Genomic DNA, 20,871 nt, shown 5'->3' on the forward strand with positions numbered 1-20,871 from the left:
CATTTTTACTTATCCGCTTCGCAGCGTCAGTTCATGCATGCAATCAACACAGCAAAGTTATGTGTTGCTACAGAAAGTTAGTAAATAATAATGTATTACAAATAGAAATGACATCTAAAGATTCAATTTTTTGCTGTAGCGCACATTAATTGATGAACAAAACCCTTAAAAACCATTATCAACAGACAAATAAAACACTAAAAATCATAAGCTTACCTAGAGAAACCAACTTTGTAACCCTTTGTAAATAGTGGTTTTGTCTCCACAACACGATCCAATTCACAGATCATACACCTTCAAATCGTTAGCATATTTGTATTATTTAAATGCAAAACAAACTTGAAATGGCTAAGAAATCGTTTCAACAAAAAATGCATTGAAGACAAGAACTACTCTATTTGGCTTGTAATTATGGCCAATACTCAACCTATAAATATGGAATTAATACCATGAATAAAACTAAAATCGTGATTGCTGTGGCATCTGTACTCGCTGCTGGCTCTGTATCTGCGGCGTCTTTCGATATGAGACACGAATACAAGAGTCATACAGATCAACACGCTACTCGTGTAAAGCTGGGCGATAGCATTGGCAACTTCCTTGTAGATATCGAAGCGAAATTCAAGGGAGAAGACGGTAAATTCATGGAAGATTTGAAGAATAACGGTTGGGAGCTTGGTCTAAATTACCGTCATGTACTAAACGATAACTGGACAATGACTTACGGTATGCCAATTGAAGGTCGCGAATCTGGTGTTACGTACAAACCTCAAGTTCGTGCAACATATAAATTGGATAGCATTGACGGTTTAAGCCTAAGTGCACGTTACCGTTACGATATGAGACAAAACACGAGCAGCTCAGAGTACCAGTTCGATAGTAATGGCGACGTTATCGTTGATAGTGACGGTGTACCAATCACGGTTGATAAAAACGTTTCTAATCAGCGTCGCCACCGTCTAACGGCAAACGTTAACTACTCAATGGAAAACTGGCGCTTTGGTTTAGAAGGTAACTACTACAAAGCGGATGGATATGACATCTACGACAACGACGACACCAACTACGAGTTGAACGCAAGTATTCGCCATATGATGGGCCAATGGGCACCATATGTAGAGTTTGGTGATGTGAGCACTTCATCGACTAAAGCGACTCGTGAACTACGTAGCCGTGTTGGTCTAACTTACAGCTTCTAATCGATAGCTATATAAATAATCTAAGATAATTACTGTCCTAATTTTCTTAGACCTAAACAAAAGCCAGCTTAATCGCTGGCTTTTTTCCTTTCAAATCGATTCGTTCAAATAAGAGCCGAGTACTTAACGCTCCTAACTCTAGTGACTGATCCGATAGAGAAATGCAACGGTCACGTCATCGTTAGGCACAACTCTCTTTTGTTGAGCTAAAAACAATTCTGCAGTTGATACTGCATCAGCAAGCGCATTATGATTGTTGTATTCAGGAAGCCCGTATCTTTGGCGAGTGCCTGCTAGAGTCAAATCCACTTCTTGATGGTTGCTGATCGCTTTCTCCATACTCTTTTCGATACACAATGTGTCTAGCCAAAGCAGAGGAATCGCTCGTAAACCGTAGCAGCGAAGAAGATATTGGCTAATGAACCTCTCTTCAACCATGCACGCGTGAGCGACAATAATCTTGCCTTTCGCTGCTTCGAAGAACGTCAGCATCGCATCATGAATAGAAGCGCCCTCTTCCAACATTTGCGGCGTAATATGGTTGATCACGGCGGTTTCGGCGTTGATCTGCGAATCGTTATCCAGGTAAATATGCTTGGCGGACGCTAAGTCTATTCGCCCCTTGACCACATCGACCCAACCCATGGACAGAATCAGATCTTGTTCGCTGTCTAGACCCGTGGTCTCAAGATCCAACACGATATAGTCACTGTCTTTGGCCAAGTCCGCCATCTCTGGACACGGCTGTTCAACAAGATCGTGTAGTGCTTCAGGCAGTTTAACCGTGTTTAGGTATTGTTTTCGCTTGCGCTTGACTCGCTCAAGCGGATGAAAATAATTTAACAATGCTCTCATTAGCGCGCTCCAAAACGAATCTTCGCCGCCTCTTGGAGATCAGCTATGATCCTAAAGGCATCTTTCAAGTGCTTACGTTCAAAGCTACCGAAGCTATCTGGGTTGATGTTGTTGTCAGGCACATCCCCGTTCTTCAGCGCTTCAAGTTGATGACCAAATCGGAAAGAGAGAATGAACTGGTAAGCACCCAGAATGTTCTTAAATGCGTCATCGCTCAGCATGCCTTTTTCATTGGCAGCAGCGAAACGTTCATCAGTGGCTGACAAGTCGCACTCTACAGCAAGGCCATAAATACGCGCTAAATCAATAATCAAGTTGATGGCGTATTTCTTCACGTTCAAGGTTTTCTTGTTCTCACCCGATTTCTCTAACACCAAGCTGTTGAAGATACCCAAAGGTGGATTGGTATTGACCGCATCTTTCACGAGCGTACTTAGGAACTCACGGTTGCCGCGAATATTCGTATGCAGCTCATCACGAAGAATGCCTTCGAACTCACTGTTGCCATAAATAGTACGGATCTCTAGGAACACACTGATGTTGAGTAGGCGTTCGTACTCAGGGTTTGCGACCCATTTTTTATAGTAGTGCTTCCAAACATTGAGTGGCTGACACCATTTTGGCGTCGCTGCCATGAATTTACCTGGGCATAACGGGTAATCGCAGCTTGCCAACCCGTTGGTCACCATCATCGCTAAGTGTTTGAAGTAAATACGGTCACTGTCTGTCGCATCATCAGCCAGTACAATCGCACTGTCTTGATCCGACAGCATGTGAACTTCGTTACGCGCGTGTGAGCCAGCTACGATCCAAGAGAAATCACACGGTGGTGGGCCTAACTTATCAATCGCGATCTGAATCAATCGGCGGGTGTAGGCATCCATGATCATGGTCATTACCTTACCGACGGTTTCCGGTGCAACCTTGCCTTCCACCAGCGCTTCAAAAATAGCTTGTCGCTCTGGGGTAAACGAAGACATGGTTTTCACACTGCCCGCGTATTTGATTTTCTCGATTAAGAAGATCGCTTGGACACGGTGGTTTTGAACTAAGTGAGACGTGGTGAGGAGACCAACGACCTTATTCTCTTTCACAACGGGCAAGTTACGGATATTGAATTGCATCATGATAGACGCAGCATGCAGCACTAAATCATCCGGTTTCACTGTGAGTGGAGAGAGTGTCATTACCTCTGAGATCAGGCTATCAGTACTGACACCATGGGCGATCACTCGCTTCGTCATGTCTCGGTCGGTGATCAAACCAACAATGGTGTCACCTTCATAGATCACCGCACACGGTGAGCGTTGATGAAGCATTTCAACCGCAACCGACTGGATGGTTTGCTCAGACTTAACAATGGCCACCTGCCCGCTTGCTACTTCCTCGACTTTACGAATGAATAGGCCTTTCTCTTTATTTGACCACACCACATCCAATGCTGACTTTAAGCGAACCTGCGCCTGTGAAGCGAAGTGTTCTGCGCAACTTGGAAAGGCTTTGAAAAGCGTTTGAAGTGCCGAGTGTGGAATCACATAAAGTAAGGTGTTCTCAATTGCGATGGCTCTGTAGCCTTTCTCATCGTTAACTTCAGAATCTAAGAATGTAAAACCGAACAAGTCTTCGCTACCTAGACGTGCACGAAGCACACCGTCCGATTTTCGTTGCTCCATAGAGCCAGTTCGAATGATATAGAGCGACTTTTCCTTGCCCGATTCACACAGATCAACCACATCCCCTTTACCGAGGTAAGTTATCTGAACATTAGAGGCAAGTTCACGCAGCGCTTCTTTAGGGATCTTATCGAAAGGGTCTATCTGACCGATAAACTGAAGAATATTTGGTAATAAAGACTGAGGCATAATCACACTCGCAATAATTTGATTAGTATTATTATATAACTAACGAGACTGGTTGCTAGTGGTTTTAACAAAACAGCAAAGAATAGGTTAAATATTGGACACTGGTCAGGTTTTCATCAAATTTGAATACAAAAAAAGCACGTATCAAACGTGCTTTCCTGGTGTGCCTTTTAGTTCCAATGAACTCATTCCAACAAAGATTCAAAGTAAAAATCTTTATAAAACCATTAACTCGCGATTGGTAACCTGTGGTTCGTTTCTAGCAAGTGACTCGCTGACGCTTGACGTGCTTTATCACTGTTCCCCGCCATGATTGCTTCATAAATTTGGCGGTGTTCTTCAATGCAGGTACTTCCTTCTTCAGAAGAATGAGAAATAAAGTTAACAAACATAGTCGTCAAGATATTGCCGAATGGTAAGTAAAAGTCGTTCCCTGTCGCGTTGAAGATTAGGCTATGGAACTTCATATCAATATCTAGCCAACGCTCTTTATCAAGAATCTCTTCGCTAGATATCTCCACCATTTTTTGGAAAATTTCTGATAGTTCAATTCGTTGTTCCGCAGTTGCAAATTTTGCGGCCAACGCACAAGCTTCAGGTTCGATGGCACGGCGCAAGCCTAAAAACTGATGGCAGAATTGGTCGGTGTCAGCTAAACCGTCCATCCATTCGATCAATTGTGGATCTAAGAAGTTCCAGAACGCGCGGTCAACAACACGAGTACCAATCTTAGGGCGAGATTCTAATAGGCCTTTTGAAGTAAGAAGCTTAACCGCTTCTCTTAATGCTGTTCTACTGATGCCAAATTGCTCACACAGAGCCATTTCACCAGGGATAATAGAACCTTGAGGCAAATTGCCCGACAAAATACCACGGGCGATTTCACGTGCAACTTGCACATGAAGGCTTCGCTTAGAGCCTGAAATAGAATTGAAATGACCAGCCATGTGTCTACTTACTTATTAGATATGTATTATTTAATTCGTACTATAACACCGATTAATATCTCTACCAACTCAGCATCAGAATAACGTGAGGTCACGACCAATATAGGCTTGAGCATTATTTTGATAATCTTGTAAGTGTTAAGATCATCAAACAAAACAAATCCATTTATTCATACAAATAGTTCTTATTTACACATTTTTGTATGCGTGAACTCACAAAACCACTCTTACTCTCACTATTTATGTCGGTAATGATCAGTTTTTAGATGAACACTCTTGAATATAGCAAGTGTTATTGTATGATTTATTAACGCAAATAATCTACAATATAGGCGACTCTGATGTTTAACGATTTAAAAGGCAAACGCATTTTAATTACTGGCTCTACTGCTGGTATGGGCTTAGCTACTGCACGCATTTTTGCAAAGTACGGCGCAAAGATTGGCATCAATAGTCGTGCTTTCAGCCCAAAAGTCGATGACGTTCTTACCGAACTCACCGCATTGGGTGGCGATGTTGCGTTTTTTCCTGCAAACCTAATGGACACATTAGAGTGCGAAAGGTTAGTCAAAGAGTTCACCGACCATTTTGGCGGCATGGATGTGTTGATTAACAACGCAGGTGGCCTTGGTGGGCGTGCAAGTCTAGAAAATATCGATGACGAGTTTTATGAGCGTGTGATGAACCTGAATGTTCGATCCGCGTTGATGACAACTAAGTTCTCTATACCACACTTGCGTGCATCTGCTGCTCTATCGGGGCAAACATCGTGTGTGATTAGCACGGGCTCTATTGCCGCTCGCGAAGGCGGTGGTGTGGGTGCTGGCGTATATGCCGCATCTAAAGCGTGGTTACACGACATTCACCGCAATTGGGTAAAAGAGTTCGCGCAAGACAATATCCGTTTCAACATTGTTTCACCGGGCACTATCGACACCGCATTTCACGATGGCAAAAGCGACGATCTGAAAGCGACCATTGCTAACAACATTCCAATGGGACGCTTTGGCAATATTGATGAAGTTGCCCCTTCATTTGCTTTCTTTGCATCGCACGCTTGCAGCGGGTACATCACAGGGCAAATCCTAGATGTTAACGGCGGACAAATAACGCCCTAGCTAGCTGACTTATATAAACTCATTAAGTTATATAAAGTCGCTAAGATCGTCACACTAAATAAGGTCATCAGACCCAAGTAGATGAGGGAAAACCTCACACTATATTAGACGTATACACTGACACTAAGCGCCAGATTCGTCTGGCTTTTTTTGTTTTCAAAGTTTCAATTTCAGGTGGTTTAAATGTCAATATTTACATTGGTGGAAGATTCAAGCCGCCGAATTCATGTTCAAGTCGCGAGACAAATTGCTCGCAAAATCTTGTCTGGCGAGTTGAAAGAAAATCAGAAGTTACCTAGCGAAATGGATCTGTGCGAGATCTTTGGAGTCAGCAGAACTGCCCTTCGAGAATCCACTAAGCTGCTTTCAGCAAAAGGGTTGATTGAATCAAAGCCTAAAGTGGGCACTCGTATCAAACCAAGAACGCAATGGCACTTTTTAGATCCGCAATTACTGTATTGGATCCAAGACTTAGAAGACACTAAACCCTTCTTATCTCAATTCTTAGGCTTAAGAAAAGCGATTGACCCAGAAGCGTGTGCGCTTGCGGCATCCAACGCTACGGTAGAGCAACGCAAAGAGCTTTCGATTCTTTTCCAAAAGATGACCATCGCGGCAAACGGCTTTGATTATCAAGAGTGGACAACCAACGATCATCTGTTTCACCAAACGATTTTCTTATCGACGGGCAACCAGTTTTACATTCCGTTCGCGAACATTCTGTCGACGATTTTCAAACAATTTATCGACCACTCTGCGGAAGGCGGTCGTTTCTGTTTAGAAGAGCACAAAGCCATATACGACGCGATTATGTCAGGCAATGCGAATCAGGCTCGAATAGCCTCTCAAGCTTTACTTGATGATGAAAATCAAAAGCTGTCTAGGGTTGAACTCGCCATCGCATAACCAAGATTGACCAGACTGACTCGTGTATCCCAATACACGAGTCAGTCATGTTTTAGCTCCCATTTTTAACCATCCATTACCGTAGTGTTTCATCTTTAAATGTTGAACTCGGGTCCTCTCAGAGAAAACTTACGGTTACACACATAAGGTGTTGTTTGTGTCTACACAATCGTATGTAAGGAAAAATTTCTCTCTCGCCTGGCCCCTAGCCCTAAACGGTATATTGATGCAGTCGATGTTGATGATCGATACACTGCTGGTTTCTCCTCTTGGTGAAATACCTTTGGCTGCCATGGGAATTGCGACGACTATGGTTGCCTTTGTACTCGGTATTCAAATGGCGCTGGCAAACGGCACTCAGCTAGTATTGAGCCGCGCCGTGGGTTCTGGCATCACCGCTTCATTATCCAAAGCGTTTTGGGCAGGTCTGTTCATCAACTTAGGTATCGCGACAATATTTTGGTTTCTGCTCACCTTTTTAGAACAGCCTTTAATTCAAGCCTTAACCGACGATAAAGCCCTTTACCTAGAAATTAGCCACTACCTTGATATCTCAAAGTATCTCGTCATTTTCACAGCATTAACGCAAGTGATTATCGCCCTATTTAATGCATTAGGAAGAACCAAAATACCGTTTAAAGGGTATTTGATTGAATTGCCGATCAACGCTGTACTTTCTTATGGACTCATTCACGGCTTTTCGAATTTCGAAGGTATTGGTGTTCAAGGCGCCGCGCTAGGCAGTGTTATTGCTATCACCCTTCGCCTTGTGTATCTGGTTCTTTGCGTGTATTTGAGCTCAGCAATTTCACTGAAATTAGACGCCCAGCGATCTGAGTTCATGACAAACGTTCGTCGTCACTTTATCGAGATATTCCCTGTCACAGCAAATGTAACCATGCTATTGATTGGCGCAACGATTTATCAGTTACTGTATTCGCAACTTAACATCAACGCGTATGTTGCGATTACTTTAGTGATGCCTTGGATCAGGGCTGTCTCTCAATTTATTACTGCTTGGGCTCACTCTTCCGCGATTACTATCAGCCAAGCGATTGGCTCTAAAAAGATGGATGACCTAGTCAAAAATGTCGATACCAGTATTGATATTGCGGTTGTCATTTCTTTTGTGTGTGCAATCTTGTTCGCAGGATTAAGTCTGGTTATTGGTGACATTTACCCGAACTTGGATGAGTCTACCTATCAAGCATTGGCCGTTATCGCCCCACTCTACATCTTCTTACCGATTGTTCGTGGCTACAACACGGTTCATGGGAATGTATTAAGAGCCCTAGGAAAAACGACCGCAGTCTTCAAAATCAACTTTACTGGTCAATGGGTAATTTCAATTCCATTGTGTGCATTGATCATCTTTGGATTAGACGGTTCTATCTTTTGGGCATTTGCCATCCAACCTTTTGAGGAGGTTGTCAAAGCGTTCCCATTCCGTCACTTGGCTCGAAAGTCTCTTAAAGAGTTTGATGCCGACAAAGCCAAAGAGTTGATGTATGACTAAACTCCGTATCTAATTGCCACCAGAGCTTTACTCGAACTTTCTAAAACAACCTTGTCTTTTGACAAGGTTGTTTTGTTTTAGCTGTACTTTTCATTGGTAGGCTTCAGGTACACCCTCTTTGATACCAAGGTCAAATTGTCACCAAGGTCACATTAATACCAAGGTCATCTTAAAGCTCATATAAAACAAAAAGACCACTCAACAATCGGTTAAGTGGTCTTCGATAATATTCCTTAAGGACTGCGTCTAGTTAGCTTATTGGTTATGCTATGTACTATTTACCATTCAACTTAAGTGCTGAGAAAGTCACACTGTTGTAATCGCCATTCTTTTTATCGACAGCGAAATCGCCAGTACCGCCACAACCAGGCCCCCATACAGGGTGAGAATCGCTCACGCTACATTGGCCGTATGCGCCCGCTTTGTAATAGAAATCATCTTCAGCATAACCCGTTGGTGAGTCAAGCTCATCAATACCCTTGCTCAGGTCGATTTCATACTTAACCGTATCGTGACGCTCTGTTTCAAACGTTAGGTACATCATGGTGCCTTTCACTTCCACTTTGTAGCTAAACTCTTCACCAAGAGCAATGCCCGCTTCACCCGGTTCCGCTGGGTTTTCCCAAGTGTTACCCCACACTGGATAAGCGATATCGGCACGGTTAGGATCTTTTTTCTCTAGGTTACGTTCATAGTTCCAGAATACTGAACCCATTTCTTGATCAGGAAACTTCTTATAGAAGATCTTTACTGGTTCATTGCCGTGACCGTAACCGGTTCCTGCTTTGATTAACTCGTTGTGTTTTTTAGCATGAATCTGACCAACCACAACAGAATGCGCTGGGTATTTTTCTGGGTACTTTGCGTTAACTGAAACGTGATTCACTTTTAGTGTCGCTTCTAGTGTACCGCCAACCGCACTGTACTCGTTTGCTGATGGATGGCTCGACAGTGCCCACTGGTTTCCTTTATCAGCCGTATCGATAGAGAAGTCAGCGCCTCGTGGCATTTGTCGTAATTCAGAACGCGCATTCTTCGAATTTTTTGTCGTAATCGCTTGGTTTTGAACTTCAAATACAAGGTTACCGTCTTTATCAAGATGGAAGAAATCACTATGTGAGTAGCTCATCATGGCTACTCCCTCTATTTCATCAACACGACCATCTTCATTAATATCTGAAGGTATGGTTATTTTCCAATTATGCATATCGAATTTATCGGCAGGTACGGGGTAAGAAACACCGTTATTTGCGAAAGTAACCATTGGTACAGTCGCTAATAACGCCACTGCTAATATGTTTTTCTTAAACATGACTCATCCTTTATTGTTAACAGATACTGAGTACACTCTCAGCACAAAAACTACTTTTGAACACGAATTAGTACTAAATATTTTCTCTTCGACTTAAATAAACCAATCAATAAATAGAATTTACATTTCGCCATCTTTTAACTTTTACCAAACATTTGACGGAGGTTTATATCTATACCCCTCAACATGCTCCGCTATGTTTAAACCACAATAACTAGAACATCGATATGAAAGCGTGGGAATACTCTTACATTTGTATTATTTTAACACATACACCCGACTGAGCTTACAAGGTTTGTTAATATGAGAACTGAGTCATGATTGATTTGATTGGTAAGCCGTAAATTGGGATATTCATAACATTTAGCTATATAAATAGGCCATTAGTCGGAACTTTTGATAGATCTCACAGAAATCTACCCTAGGAATAAATACTATATTTGTCATACATTAATTTAATACCATGTAAGGTATTGGTTTGTGAGCCAGGGGTACATTGGATGTATCCAGAATAAAAAAATAATAGTGAGACAAAGGTATGAATTCTGTTACAAAAATTGCTGCAGCTGTTGCATGTACTCTTTTAGCGGGCACAGCTGCTGGTGCATCTCTTGATTATCGTTACGAGTATCGTGCTGCGACGGATTATACAAAGACTAATGGTGATACGGCTCACGTAGACGCTCGCCATCAGCACCGAGTTAAGCTAGGTGAAAGCTTTAAACTTTCAGACAAGTGGAAGCACTCTACTGGCCTAGAACTTAAGTTTCACACTGATGATTCATACTACGATGAAGATTCAGGTTCTGTTAAATCAGCGAACAGTAAAAGCTTCTACGATGGCAATTGGTACATCTATGGTATGGAGATTGATAACACAGCGACATACAAAATAGACAACAACTGGTATCTACAAATGGGTATGCCTATTGCTTGGGATTGGGATGAACCTAATGCTAATGATGGCGATTGGAAGATGAAGAAGGTTACGTTCAAACCTCAGTTCCGCGTTGGTTATAAAGCAGACATGGGTTTAACGACCGCTATTCGTTACCGTCATGAATATGCTGATTTCCGCAACCACACACAATTTGGTGACAAAGATTCTGAAACTGGCGAACGTTTAGAATCAGCTCAAAAGTCTAAAGTTACACTGACGGGTTCTTACAAAATTGAATCTCTACCTAAGCTTGGCCTTTCCTACGAAGCAAACTATGTAAAATCTTTGGATAACGTACTTCTTTATAATAGTGATGACTGGGAATGGGATGCTGGCTTAAAAGTAAACTACAAGTTCGGTTCTTGGAAACCTTTTGCTGAAATCTGGTCTTCTGATATCAGTTCATCGTCTAAAGATCGTGAAGCTAAATACCGTGTTGGTATTGCTTACTCATTCTAATAATAAAATAGTCAAACTATAAAATGGCCCTCTCCTCTTGTAATTTATTTGGGCATATTTTAATTACTTTATTTTAAATAATAGGATGTTCTAATCAGAATTAGCTTCATCCTAATAATATTTAACGACTATTCATTATCTATTTCTTATGTGATTTACATATGGATTTAATATCATAAAGAGAATATTTTATGCAGATTTCTAAAGTCGCTACAGCTGTCGCTCTTTCGACAGGTTTATTATTCGGTTGTAACAGTGATGGTTTACCCATCCCAACTGAACCTACTCCCGATCCTAGTACTCCTACTTTAACTGCGGGTTACTGGCAAATTATTGATAGTAACTCTAGTTCAATATCTGCGTCATCAAACGCAGACCTTCCAAATGTGTATGTTTTCCAAGAAGACGGCAACCATAAATACTATGACGACGATGACAACTTAGGCACATACATAATTAAAGATGCAAGTGCATCTACAAATAATTATGACGAAGAAGCAGGTACCGTTTCTTTTACTTACTATGAAACAGGGTCATCCACTCTTGAAATTTTGGATGGTGTTTTCACCCTAGATGATTCGGGCGCTCTGATAGTTACTGATAGTTCTTCAGGAATCAATTACTCAGGTTCAGATCAAACTGAGGTCGAAGGCGTGCAAGATGCTATCACTGACGCCAATGACCTAGTTGGTATTGACGGCTACGTTCAAATTTTAGATACAAACCATAATGGTAGTAAAACTGACTCAGGAGAGTTACGTTTAAAATTATCTGACAGTAGTACAGATGCAACTGTAGATACTATTGCATCAGGGAAAATGACTGTAGATCTAATCTACCAAGTGGACGAAGATACGACACAAGAAGAAAATACCTCAGGTAATAACGCATACATTAGTCTCTTTGCTTCAGGTACATCTAATATCAACCTGCACGGTGAAGTCATTTTCAACGCTGGGGAAATTTTCTACCGTTCTACGGTGGTTGAAGATGGTAAACCTCAAATTTCTGATGAGCCTGTTGGTACTTACACTTTGGGCGAAGACCTAGCTGTTGAAATCAGTTGGGCTGACGGTTATTACAGTTTCAAGGTAAATGACAACGTATATGACAATGATGGAAACGGTTTTGAATCTTTTGATAAAGCTGCAGTTACTGTCATATCATTAAAGCTTGGTGATACTTCAAATACAACGCATTACGAAATGATCGCGGATAACTTTAAAGTTTACTCAAACGACACGACTACTGACGAGTTAGTATTTGAAGATGATTTTAATGGGTACCCTAATGGTCACTCTTTATCAGGTAACCCTTATAACAGCGCCACAGCTGAAGCAACTGTTATTGTTGACGGTGACAGCACTGAACCAGACCCTGAGCCGGGAGAAGTGACAGACAACTTCGATTCTTATACTGTAGATACGCAGATCGATGTGGCTAACACTGCATACAAGACAAAAGGTGTTGATGGGGTTTTAAATACAGCAGTAATCAGTAGTGACTTTGCCAAGTCGGGCTCTAACTCTTTACGCATTGAAGATGGTGCGGACTCAACCACTGATAATAACAAACCTATCGTTGGCCGTGACTTTGCTAATGGCGCAGCAGAAACTGGCTCTGTTTCTACATCTGTATACATCCCTAGCGATGGCTATGTAAAAGCATCATACATTTTCTTAGGTTCTAATAACGACGCATCATCTAGTGGTCGCTTCACTGAAGTTGTATTTACATCTAGTATGATTAAATTCCGCGACGAAACAGGCAGCCAAGTTGACCTTGCTTCATACTCAAAAGACACATGGGTAGATGTGACCGTCAAATGGGTGAATGATGATGTTACAGTAAATATTGATGGCACAGATTATTCTAGCTTAAAGGCTGAAAATGCAGGTGGTTTCCCGACCGCTATTGCACTATATACCGGTGACAATGGTTCAAAAGGGACATACACCTACTTTGACAACCTAGATTCAGACTTGTTCTAGCTCTCACTAGAAAAGCCAGGCTCGATTGCTAGATAAAATAATCCCTATCAAATATGTTGATAGGGATTTTTTATTCCTAGCTCAAAAATAGAAATCAGATTGGCGATTCAGTTAAGCTCTCTGACTCAGCGGAACTTTACTTCAGCGTTGAATATGGACCGATGCTGCTAGTAAGGAATGGTCCCTGCATTCCTACTTATTTAGCCCTATCAAAGCCCTGTATCTATGATAGATAGACCAAAACCCTCAGCTCTATACTCAACCCACAAATTATTATTTAGTGTCACAGACCATTTAAGGCCTGCAAGCAACTAACGCTAAACCGCATACCCTTGAGCTGTTAGAGTCGTTAGATCATCGACTTGAACCTACCTATGTATTTCATAAAGCATAAGAGCTAATAGAGTGATGGCTAACCCTACCCTCCTATTTATGAAAGAGTTAAAGCACTACTTATGGCTGTTGTTAGGAGCCTCGCTCAACAATCCAAGCGTGACGGTTCCAAGAACAGTACGGGAGTAGTCAGCCGAGCTAACGCTTATTAGTAGACCACACACAATGCGACGTTCGTGTATAGACGTCGCATTGGTAAATACTTTGAGAACAAAGTCAAAGTTTTCGAGCTAAGGTGATTCCGATAAACATAACGACATTATTTGGGTTTAAATCCCCGACAAGTTGGCCTACTGGTAACCGAGATTAATCATGAGCGAGGTTAATGGTGATCGGCACTTGGGGCTTAATAGTGACTGAAACTGATAATGACTAAAGTTAATACTGAATGAGTTTAATGATAATGTCTTAAACTCTGTGCAATTGATAACTACCCCTCTCCTACTCAATTAAATCATACGCTTAAGCCCAAACAACAGACACAAAAAAGCCTCCGAACTCTGGGAGTTGGAGGCTTTGGTTTATAGGGTTAGATTACTTTTTGTATTGATCGTGCGATACATCTAGTTGGTAGAAAGTCGCTTGTGAGTAATCGTCTAGGTCGCCGCTGATGTTTTGATTGTAAACACCCGCTTTGAAGTACATGTACTTACCACCTGCGTCGTAGCCGCTTTCGCTCATATCAACCACTTGCACTACGTCGTCTTTGCCTTCACGCATTAGAGTGACAGTCATCGTGTTACCCTTAACTGCGATGCGGTAGCTGAACACTTCGCCAAGCGCGATACCATCTTCACCAACTTCAGCAGTCATGCCACCAACTAGAGGGTAGAAGTCCTCTTTTGTCGCGTCTTGGCTTTCGTGTGCGAAGTAAACCGCACCCGTTGCTTGGTTTGGCAGTTTACGGTAGTACAAACGAATTGGCTCATCGTTTTGATCATGAATCTGACCAATGATAAAGCGGCCTACTTCGTTCGCATTACCTGTCGTTGTTGCGTGATCGATTTTCAAGGTAGCTTCTAGAACACCATCAATACCCGCTGCCGCTTCTAAATCTGATTCAGGCGCGCTTGAAAATACCCAGTTGTTCTTGTTAACACCCTTAGTGCTAATAGACTGATCACCACGACGCATCATTTCACGAAGCTCTGTACGCGCGTACTTAGTGTTTTTAGATGTACGTACACCTTTCACGTAAGCTTTAAATACTAGGCCGCCGTCGTCAGCTGTGTAGAAGATTTCAGGGTGTTGGTAACCGTTTGCAAGGTTCCACTCAGAAACATCATCAGGCTTCCCATTTTTATCATGATCGAAAGGCTGAGATAGATACCAATGAGTCATATCAAAGTTTTCGCTAGGTGCATTACCTGCTAGAGGTGTCTCAGGTAAGCCCGTTGGTAGAGGTAGCGCAGTGCGAGTGTCACATTTAACTGTTGCCTCACAAGGGTAAACCGCTGCTACACCGAAGTTACCAGAACGAAGATCTTTGCGCGCATCTTTGCGTGCTTTTTCCGCCGCTTTCATTTCAGCGATCATTGCAGCTTCTGCAGCTACCACGTCTGAAGTAATGATATGGCTAGCAGGACAAGCGTTAATGCTACAGTTAACCGCAGCTAATCCCGTAACACTGTTCCAACCGTTTTTGGTATTACCGTGACCAACGTATCTTACGTAGCGTGCTTGCACTGCTGGCTCGAATTGGAAACGCTCTAGGCCGATCGCTTTACCTGAGCTTAGTTGGTTTTCTAGTACCGTTGTCCAGCTTTCGCCATCGACACTCACTTGAATATCAAATTTAGATTGGCGCTGATTACCTTTACTGAAAGATACCTGAACCGCGTCAAACTCTTGTACTGAACCATAGTCTAGCGTTGCCCACTCGCCGTCACCCGCAGATGACCAACGTGTAGTTAGGTCTTGGTCAACGAGACGATCAGGTCCGTTACCATCATGGCTACTTGCGGTAACAGCAACTGGCGTCACAAGCGCTTCACCAGTTTCTTTGTTATTTGGAAAATCAGTAGTAGGCGTGCTCGTGCTCGCACAACCAACCGCAAGTAGAATAGAAGAAGCGAGTAAAGTTTTTAGAGTAATTTGTTTCATATTTAATCCATTATTATAATACAAAGACAGCATTCGTAAGTGAAAGCCAAATCAGCAAACACGAGCTATAAGGCGATTTACCTATCAGTATTTGCGATAACATGAAAATATTACGTAATCTTATAATACAAATAAAACACTTCATTGGATAAATGAGACTAGGAACACTTTCCGATTTTTCCATACTTTAACTGGATCACATTTCCTATTGATAAAAGACAATATATAAGAGTTTAGAATGCGAAATGAGCTAGCAAGGGCAGAATCAGCGAGCTGTAATCGTGTGTATTTGAATGATTCGAGCAGAACATTTGCCCTTCCAAACAATCACTGTAAGTGTCCAAAAACAAAAAAAGACCACATTGTTAGGCGTCAATATGGTCATCTTCTTTACCGACATGGCTAATCAAACATCTGAGAACTCAGTTATGCTCTACTCTTAGAGAACTAAAGCTCACATCAAACACTTCACCCGCATAGTCGCTATCAGGCTTAAATTGTGGGTAGATGCCCGCTTTGAAATAGAAAGCAACATCTGTCGATACCCAATCTGACGTTAACGACACCGTGTCCCCATCCTTATCAGTGTAATCTTGCCCCCAAAGGATTGAGTGAGAAACAGTATTGGTTCCATCTGCATCATGGGTTGCCAAGTAGACACCGTCTTGGTTAGCGCGAATCGTATATCGCCACTCTTCGCTTACCGAATAAGTACCTAACTCGACACTGAATGGCTCACAATGGTTACAGTCTTGGTTGTTGCGTTCAAAATCGGAGTTCAGTATCACTCTTACTGGCTTACTCTCTCCTTCCCATAACAACTTCACCAATGCTTGATTGATCTTCCAACCGTGTATTTGCCCAAGCACGACTTTCGGGTCTTGGTTATTAATGTTCGGGTAGTCTTCAATTCGTAAGCTTGCGGTTAGCTCGTGACTGGTAGCGTTCGTTCTAGTGTCCTCCAAATACCAACTTGTATCTTCATCGCTGGTGCTACAATCCGGTTGAGCACTGCTTTGATACAACTCCCTGAACTCAGAACGAATATAGCTAGAGTTTTGTGTACTAGTGCCATATCCCATGTCAGCTCGAAAGTGCATTCTTCCGTCATCGGTATTGAAATAAGAAAGACCAATATCGCTGTCGTAGACATCACTGTTATTGGCGAGAAGGCCTTTGCTCGATTCGCAGCGCTCAGGTTCTAGTTCAGCAGCACTGTCACCCCCACTTCCATACCAAGTGTCTTTACTCGCAGGAATCGTCAACTTCCAATCGCTAATATCCCAATCGTTTGAGCCGTTGACCTGTGTTGTAGTGTATCGCAAAGCCTGAAAGTGGGCCGTAGCTTCACCATTTTCAAATTGATTATAGATACCTGCTTTAAAGTAACTCAGTAGGTGCTGCCAGTAAGTGATGTCTTCGTCGACTTTAACTTCATCGTTCACTTTGAGCGAAAGGGTGTTTTCATAAACAGAAAGATCAAACTTGGTGAAACTATCGAGATCCGCCTCTCCCAAATCGTAGCGATTATATGAAGTGGCGTAACAATCCGAAGAGTCAGCAGCACTGCTACAGTCAATGGCATTGTTTTTCATGACCGCCCAGTAGTGACCTGTGAGGCCATCTCGTTCCTGCTCCCAAACTACACGCAATAGCGGATGAGGGATATAACCCGTACCATTCTCGTCAGTGCCCTTATTGTGTATCTGTAGCAACGTCACTTCATCATGATCAGCGGGTGAACTCGCCATTGCATGTTCGATATCAGGTAAGCTTATTTCCGCATACAGGCTTCGTCTTACACCAGTTTCATTGATATCGAAGTTTTCTCCCTCACGAACCTCTGAACGCATCTTATAGTTCGCCATTTTGAAGATTAGGTTTTCCGTCTCTTCATCCGCGTAAAAATAATCACTGATGTAGCCATCGAAATCCCCACCTTTAACTTCAGAAGTTTTATTACCCTCTGTGCCATTAGGATCCGATACCTGAAGGTCAGAACTCGAGAGGATGTTTTGATACTTAGCAATATCATAAGGCGCAACAACACCATAAGAAGTACCTGGACTGGTGTTATCAGAAGAGTCATTGCTATCGCTTGAGCTGCTTCCACCGCAGCCGTATGTGAGCGAAGCGAGCGCAACGATGATGATTGGCTTATTCACATTTATCTCACTTATCCATAAGAGTAGAGTGATAATGTATATTTGTACTATTTTATGTCAATTATCTATTTATCAGAATGTGAGATGCGGCAAATGAAGTGAAATTAACGGATATTGCGTAGAATTAGATTCAAGAACAACGCAGAAAAGCCACTCTAAACTCGACAGTTAATGAGTGGCTCTCAGATCAACAACTAAACTTAGTATGTTGATTTTTAGATATAAATATTAGAAAGATTAAACCTTAAAGCTGCTCATCAACTCACTAACGCTACCGTTAAGTGTTTTGATTTCTGCTGATTCAGTCAACTGATCTTGGCTTAGCTTATTAAGTTCCTCAACAAAGCTTTCAATCTTATGCATGTTCTTAGCAATGCTCTGAATAAGGGCGTTTTGCTCAACAGATGAACCCGAAATGTCATTGTTGAAACGACTTACTGTTTCCATTTGCTCAGTTAGCTTCGCCAACATGTTTACCGCTTGAACAACTTGAGCGCGAGTCATCTCACAATTACTTTTGGTCAGTTCAATCGATTTAACTAAACCATCCGATTTCGACTGTAAACCCAATAACGCCTCTTCTATTTCCGAGGTGCTGATTTGCGTTCGGTTGGCTAACGCACGGACTTCATCAGCAACCACCGCGAAACCTCGACCATGTTCACCCGCTCTCGCCGCTTCAATTGACGCATTCAATGCCAGCAAATTAGTTTGTTCCGCAATCCCGCCAATCACAGACACGATAGACTGGATGCTCTGCGTTTCATTGGCCATTGAGCGAATATCATCAGAAGTGGTGCAGACTTGCTTCTCAAGATCACTGATATAGGTTTCCGTCACGGTGTTAATCTGTTTAGTCTCATCACTGAACACAGCCGCTTCTCTTGCTGCTTCTGCCGCGGACTGAGAACTCTTCTCTACTTCATTCGATGCTTCAGACAAGCCGTTAATCGCAGAGACCACTTGAACCGTTTCATCAGTATGAACTTGCAGTACGTCGCTGGTTTCTTTGCAGCCTTCGCGAATACTCAGTACCTTGGTATCGAGATCCGAGTTCTTATATTTCACATCCTTAACCATCTCTTGTAAGCCGATAATGAACAAGTTGATGTCTTTGGCGATATGTCCTAAGTCATCATTCCCCTTCTCAGCAAGCCTTTGAGTCAGGTCTCCGTTACCTTGAGATAGGTCGTGGACGATTTTGCGCAGTGACACGATTGGGCGATAAAAACGATTTAGAAGCAAAATCATCAATATCACCGAGCCAAACACACAAGCCACGATAAGGATGCGCGCACTCGACATCACGCCATTCAACTGATTGAGCGCGAGTTCAGGGTCAATACTAGAGATCATGAACCACTCTTTCTGGCTGCCAATATCCACTTTCTTGGCCATCAATATTCTCTGGTTACCATCAATCACACCCTCAATGAATTGATCAGGCTGTTCAATGGCACTGTTGAGTTTCATCTGCGTATCTGCGGAAGATATATTGCTTTGCGGAAGTACGTTTTCGATTGTTGAAGCGACCACCATGCCCTTCTCGTCGATGATAATGCCTTTGGCTTCGTAGATGCTGTCCAACTGTTCAAGCTGCGTTTCCAAATCGTCAAAACGTATGTCGGCCATGATGACGCGGTCTTGGTATGAGTACGTCACACCAATCATAGGCACTTGAGTACTCTTAGTGAAAAACAGATCACTAAAAGATAAGCCTGATTTCAATTTCGCTTGTTGATACCAAGGTCGAGTGGTTGGATTGTACTTTTCTTTGATTCCAACACCGTTAGGGAAAGACTCTGACGGACGAGAAGTGTAAGAACGGCCGTCGTCAAAACCAACTACGATTTTATCAATGCCACCGAGCTTGGCTGCGTAATGCATAAGCGCTTCACTAGGCACTTGGTATGGGGATTTCATGAACTCTTGTGCGACAGAGTTTACGGTATCGATAGTGCGCTGAACGGTACTTTCTATTTGATTAATTTCTATCGTTAGCGAGTGGTCAATCTCGTTATAAATCGTTTGGTTTACCTGGTCTGCTGCTAAGTCAAGCGTAAACCAGTTCGTAAATGCCAACGCACTAGAACTGACGATCGCCACCATTAAAATCAATTTTCCTTTAAACCCTAGAGACAATTTTGAATTCATAAAACTCATCATCCATATCAACCTATGTCTATTATTTTCATCCGAATGAAATGGTCATTTTTTACATTTTCGAAGATACGGGAAGCGAAACTTGTTCATGCCGATCCATCGTCACAACCATTACTTTAATTAATATTGTATGTTTAATTAGTGGAACTTTCTGTGAGCGATATTGACATATTAAAACTGGCTAAAACCACCCTGTGACATAGGTATCATTTATGAGTCTTGGCTTTTAACGCGATTGGGAAAGAGCAAGTAAATCACGAAAAATGATCGAATTTCAAATAACCATCAAACAAATTCGCCGATAATACTTCTAATCAAATTATTGATATCAATTTCGATTCGCTGACTAGAAAGTGAGCCTTAAGTCACATTCTCACTAACCAATCATTCACTAAAGTCATTCAACCTTTAGATTTATTTGTAATACAATAACCCCTAATGTATGGTGTGCTTGAATCATAACTTAAGTTATTTCTGGATGCTTTTGTGCAATTCAAAGTGGTAATTAAAGCAACGCGCTTTAAGGTCATTGAACACGTTTAATGTAGAGACTGTCGGGGGATCTCGTTAATCGTTATTTTACTTGTCTTGTTCATTGGTTTTTCCAGACGGCTAGTCCGAATACGCCCACACAGTCACCAGCTGTGTGGGCTTTTTTTTGCTTTGTGATTATTGCTTCGGGTTTTGGTTATCGATCTACGCTACAAACTATCGCGCAGTAGTTAGTGACGGTATTAGATATTTGACCATGTGAGAATAGAGAATCAGCTGATGCCTAACAAAGCGCGTCTAGAACAAAGAATTTCTGGAGGCGTTGAGTGTTAGCAAGCAGCTTTGCAGCATTGAAAATCGAGATTAAATGAAAGTCGAAACAGGTAGAGTTTTGATTAGATAGAACAACAGGAAGCAAAAAAGTAGAGCTAGAAGAATAATACAGATGGT

At 42.1% G+C, this 20,871-nt stretch carries 13 protein-coding genes; 6 read left to right on the top strand and 7 right to left on the bottom strand.

Going from position 1 to position 20,871, the window contains the following annotated elements; all coding sequences use genetic code 11:
* Positions 1-449 precede the first annotated feature (449 nt).
* Positions 450-1,199 (top strand): oligogalacturonate-specific porin KdgM family protein, encoded by a 750-nt coding sequence (locus AC3CH4_RS08800; protein WP_065204761.1) that lies wholly within the window; start codon positions 450-452, stop codon positions 1,197-1,199.
* A 138-nt stretch (positions 1,200-1,337) separates the two neighbouring features.
* Here AC3CH4_RS08800 and AC3CH4_RS08805 read toward each other — a convergent pair whose 3' ends face one another.
* The 3 genes from AC3CH4_RS08805 to AC3CH4_RS08815 all read right to left on the bottom strand — a co-directional run bounded on the left by AC3CH4_RS08805 (position 1,338) and on the right by AC3CH4_RS08815 (position 4,863).
* Positions 1,338-2,054 carry a 3'-5' exonuclease gene (locus AC3CH4_RS08805; protein ID WP_054547418.1) on the bottom strand — a complete coding sequence of 239 codons (717 nt, stop codon included), beginning with the start codon at positions 2,052-2,054 and terminating at the stop codon, positions 1,338-1,340.
* Positions 2,054-3,916 carry a DUF294 nucleotidyltransferase-like domain-containing protein gene (locus tag AC3CH4_RS08810; RefSeq protein WP_488542833.1) on the bottom strand — a complete coding sequence of 621 codons (1,863 nt, stop codon included), beginning with the start codon at positions 3,914-3,916 and terminating at the stop codon, positions 2,054-2,056. Before AC3CH4_RS08810 ends, AC3CH4_RS08805 begins: the two co-directional genes overlap by 1 nt.
* Before the next feature lie 227 nt (positions 3,917-4,143).
* Positions 4,144-4,863, bottom strand: a complete 720-nt coding sequence (locus AC3CH4_RS08815; protein WP_054547416.1) for a FadR/GntR family transcriptional regulator — start codon at positions 4,861-4,863, stop codon at positions 4,144-4,146.
* Between the two features lie 341 nt (positions 4,864-5,204).
* On the opposite strand from AC3CH4_RS08815, the gene AC3CH4_RS08820 reads away from it, so the two are divergent.
* The 3 genes from AC3CH4_RS08820 (at position 5,205) to AC3CH4_RS08830 (ending at position 8,403) form a co-directional block, all read left to right on the top strand.
* A complete protein-coding gene (locus tag AC3CH4_RS08820; protein ID WP_004733530.1) occupies positions 5,205-5,981 on the top strand; it encodes an SDR family NAD(P)-dependent oxidoreductase in 777 nt (258 codons plus the stop codon).
* A 183-nt stretch (positions 5,982-6,164) separates the two neighbouring features.
* On the top strand, positions 6,165-6,887 hold the full coding sequence (locus tag AC3CH4_RS08825) for a FadR/GntR family transcriptional regulator (RefSeq protein ID WP_171313006.1): 723 nt from the start codon (positions 6,165-6,167) through the stop codon (positions 6,885-6,887).
* A gap of 148 nt (positions 6,888-7,035) precedes the next feature.
* The gene (locus AC3CH4_RS08830; protein WP_488542834.1) at positions 7,036-8,403 is read left to right on the top strand and encodes an MATE family efflux transporter; all 1,368 of its coding nucleotides are present in this window, start codon (positions 7,036-7,038) and stop codon (positions 8,401-8,403) included.
* A 274-nt stretch (positions 8,404-8,677) separates the two neighbouring features.
* Here the strand turns inward: AC3CH4_RS08830 and AC3CH4_RS08835 are convergent, their stop codons facing one another.
* Positions 8,678-9,715: a polysaccharide lyase family 7 protein gene (locus AC3CH4_RS08835; RefSeq protein WP_488542835.1), complete on the bottom strand. Its 1,038-nt coding sequence runs from the start codon at positions 9,713-9,715 to the stop codon at positions 8,678-8,680.
* A gap of 538 nt (positions 9,716-10,253) precedes the next feature.
* Between AC3CH4_RS08835 and AC3CH4_RS08840 the strand changes: the two genes are divergently transcribed.
* Positions 10,254-11,114 carry an oligogalacturonate-specific porin KdgM family protein gene (locus AC3CH4_RS08840; protein WP_054547413.1) on the top strand — a complete coding sequence of 287 codons (861 nt, stop codon included), beginning with the start codon at positions 10,254-10,256 and terminating at the stop codon, positions 11,112-11,114.
* Between the two features lie 191 nt (positions 11,115-11,305).
* Positions 11,306-13,105, top strand: coding sequence for a hypothetical protein (locus AC3CH4_RS08845; RefSeq protein WP_488542836.1), 1,800 nt, complete (start codon positions 11,306-11,308; stop codon positions 13,103-13,105).
* Positions 13,106-14,032: 927 nt separating this feature from the next.
* Here AC3CH4_RS08845 and AC3CH4_RS08850 read toward each other — a convergent pair.
* From AC3CH4_RS08850 to AC3CH4_RS08860, 3 genes are all read right to left on the bottom strand, one after another.
* Positions 14,033-15,601, bottom strand: coding sequence for a polysaccharide lyase family 7 protein (locus tag AC3CH4_RS08850; RefSeq protein ID WP_488542837.1), 1,569 nt, complete (start codon positions 15,599-15,601; stop codon positions 14,033-14,035).
* Positions 15,602-16,023: 422 nt separating this feature from the next.
* On the bottom strand, positions 16,024-17,766 hold the full coding sequence (locus AC3CH4_RS08855) for a polysaccharide lyase family 7 protein (protein ID WP_488542838.1): 1,743 nt from the start codon (positions 17,764-17,766) through the stop codon (positions 16,024-16,026).
* Between the two features lie 237 nt (positions 17,767-18,003).
* Positions 18,004-19,875 (bottom strand): methyl-accepting chemotaxis protein, encoded by a 1,872-nt coding sequence (locus tag AC3CH4_RS08860; protein ID WP_146456814.1) that lies wholly within the window; start codon positions 19,873-19,875, stop codon positions 18,004-18,006.
* Positions 19,876-20,871 lie beyond the last annotated feature (996 nt).

The sequence above is a fragment of the Vibrio sp. QJM3NY_26 genome, assembly GCF_057786005.1.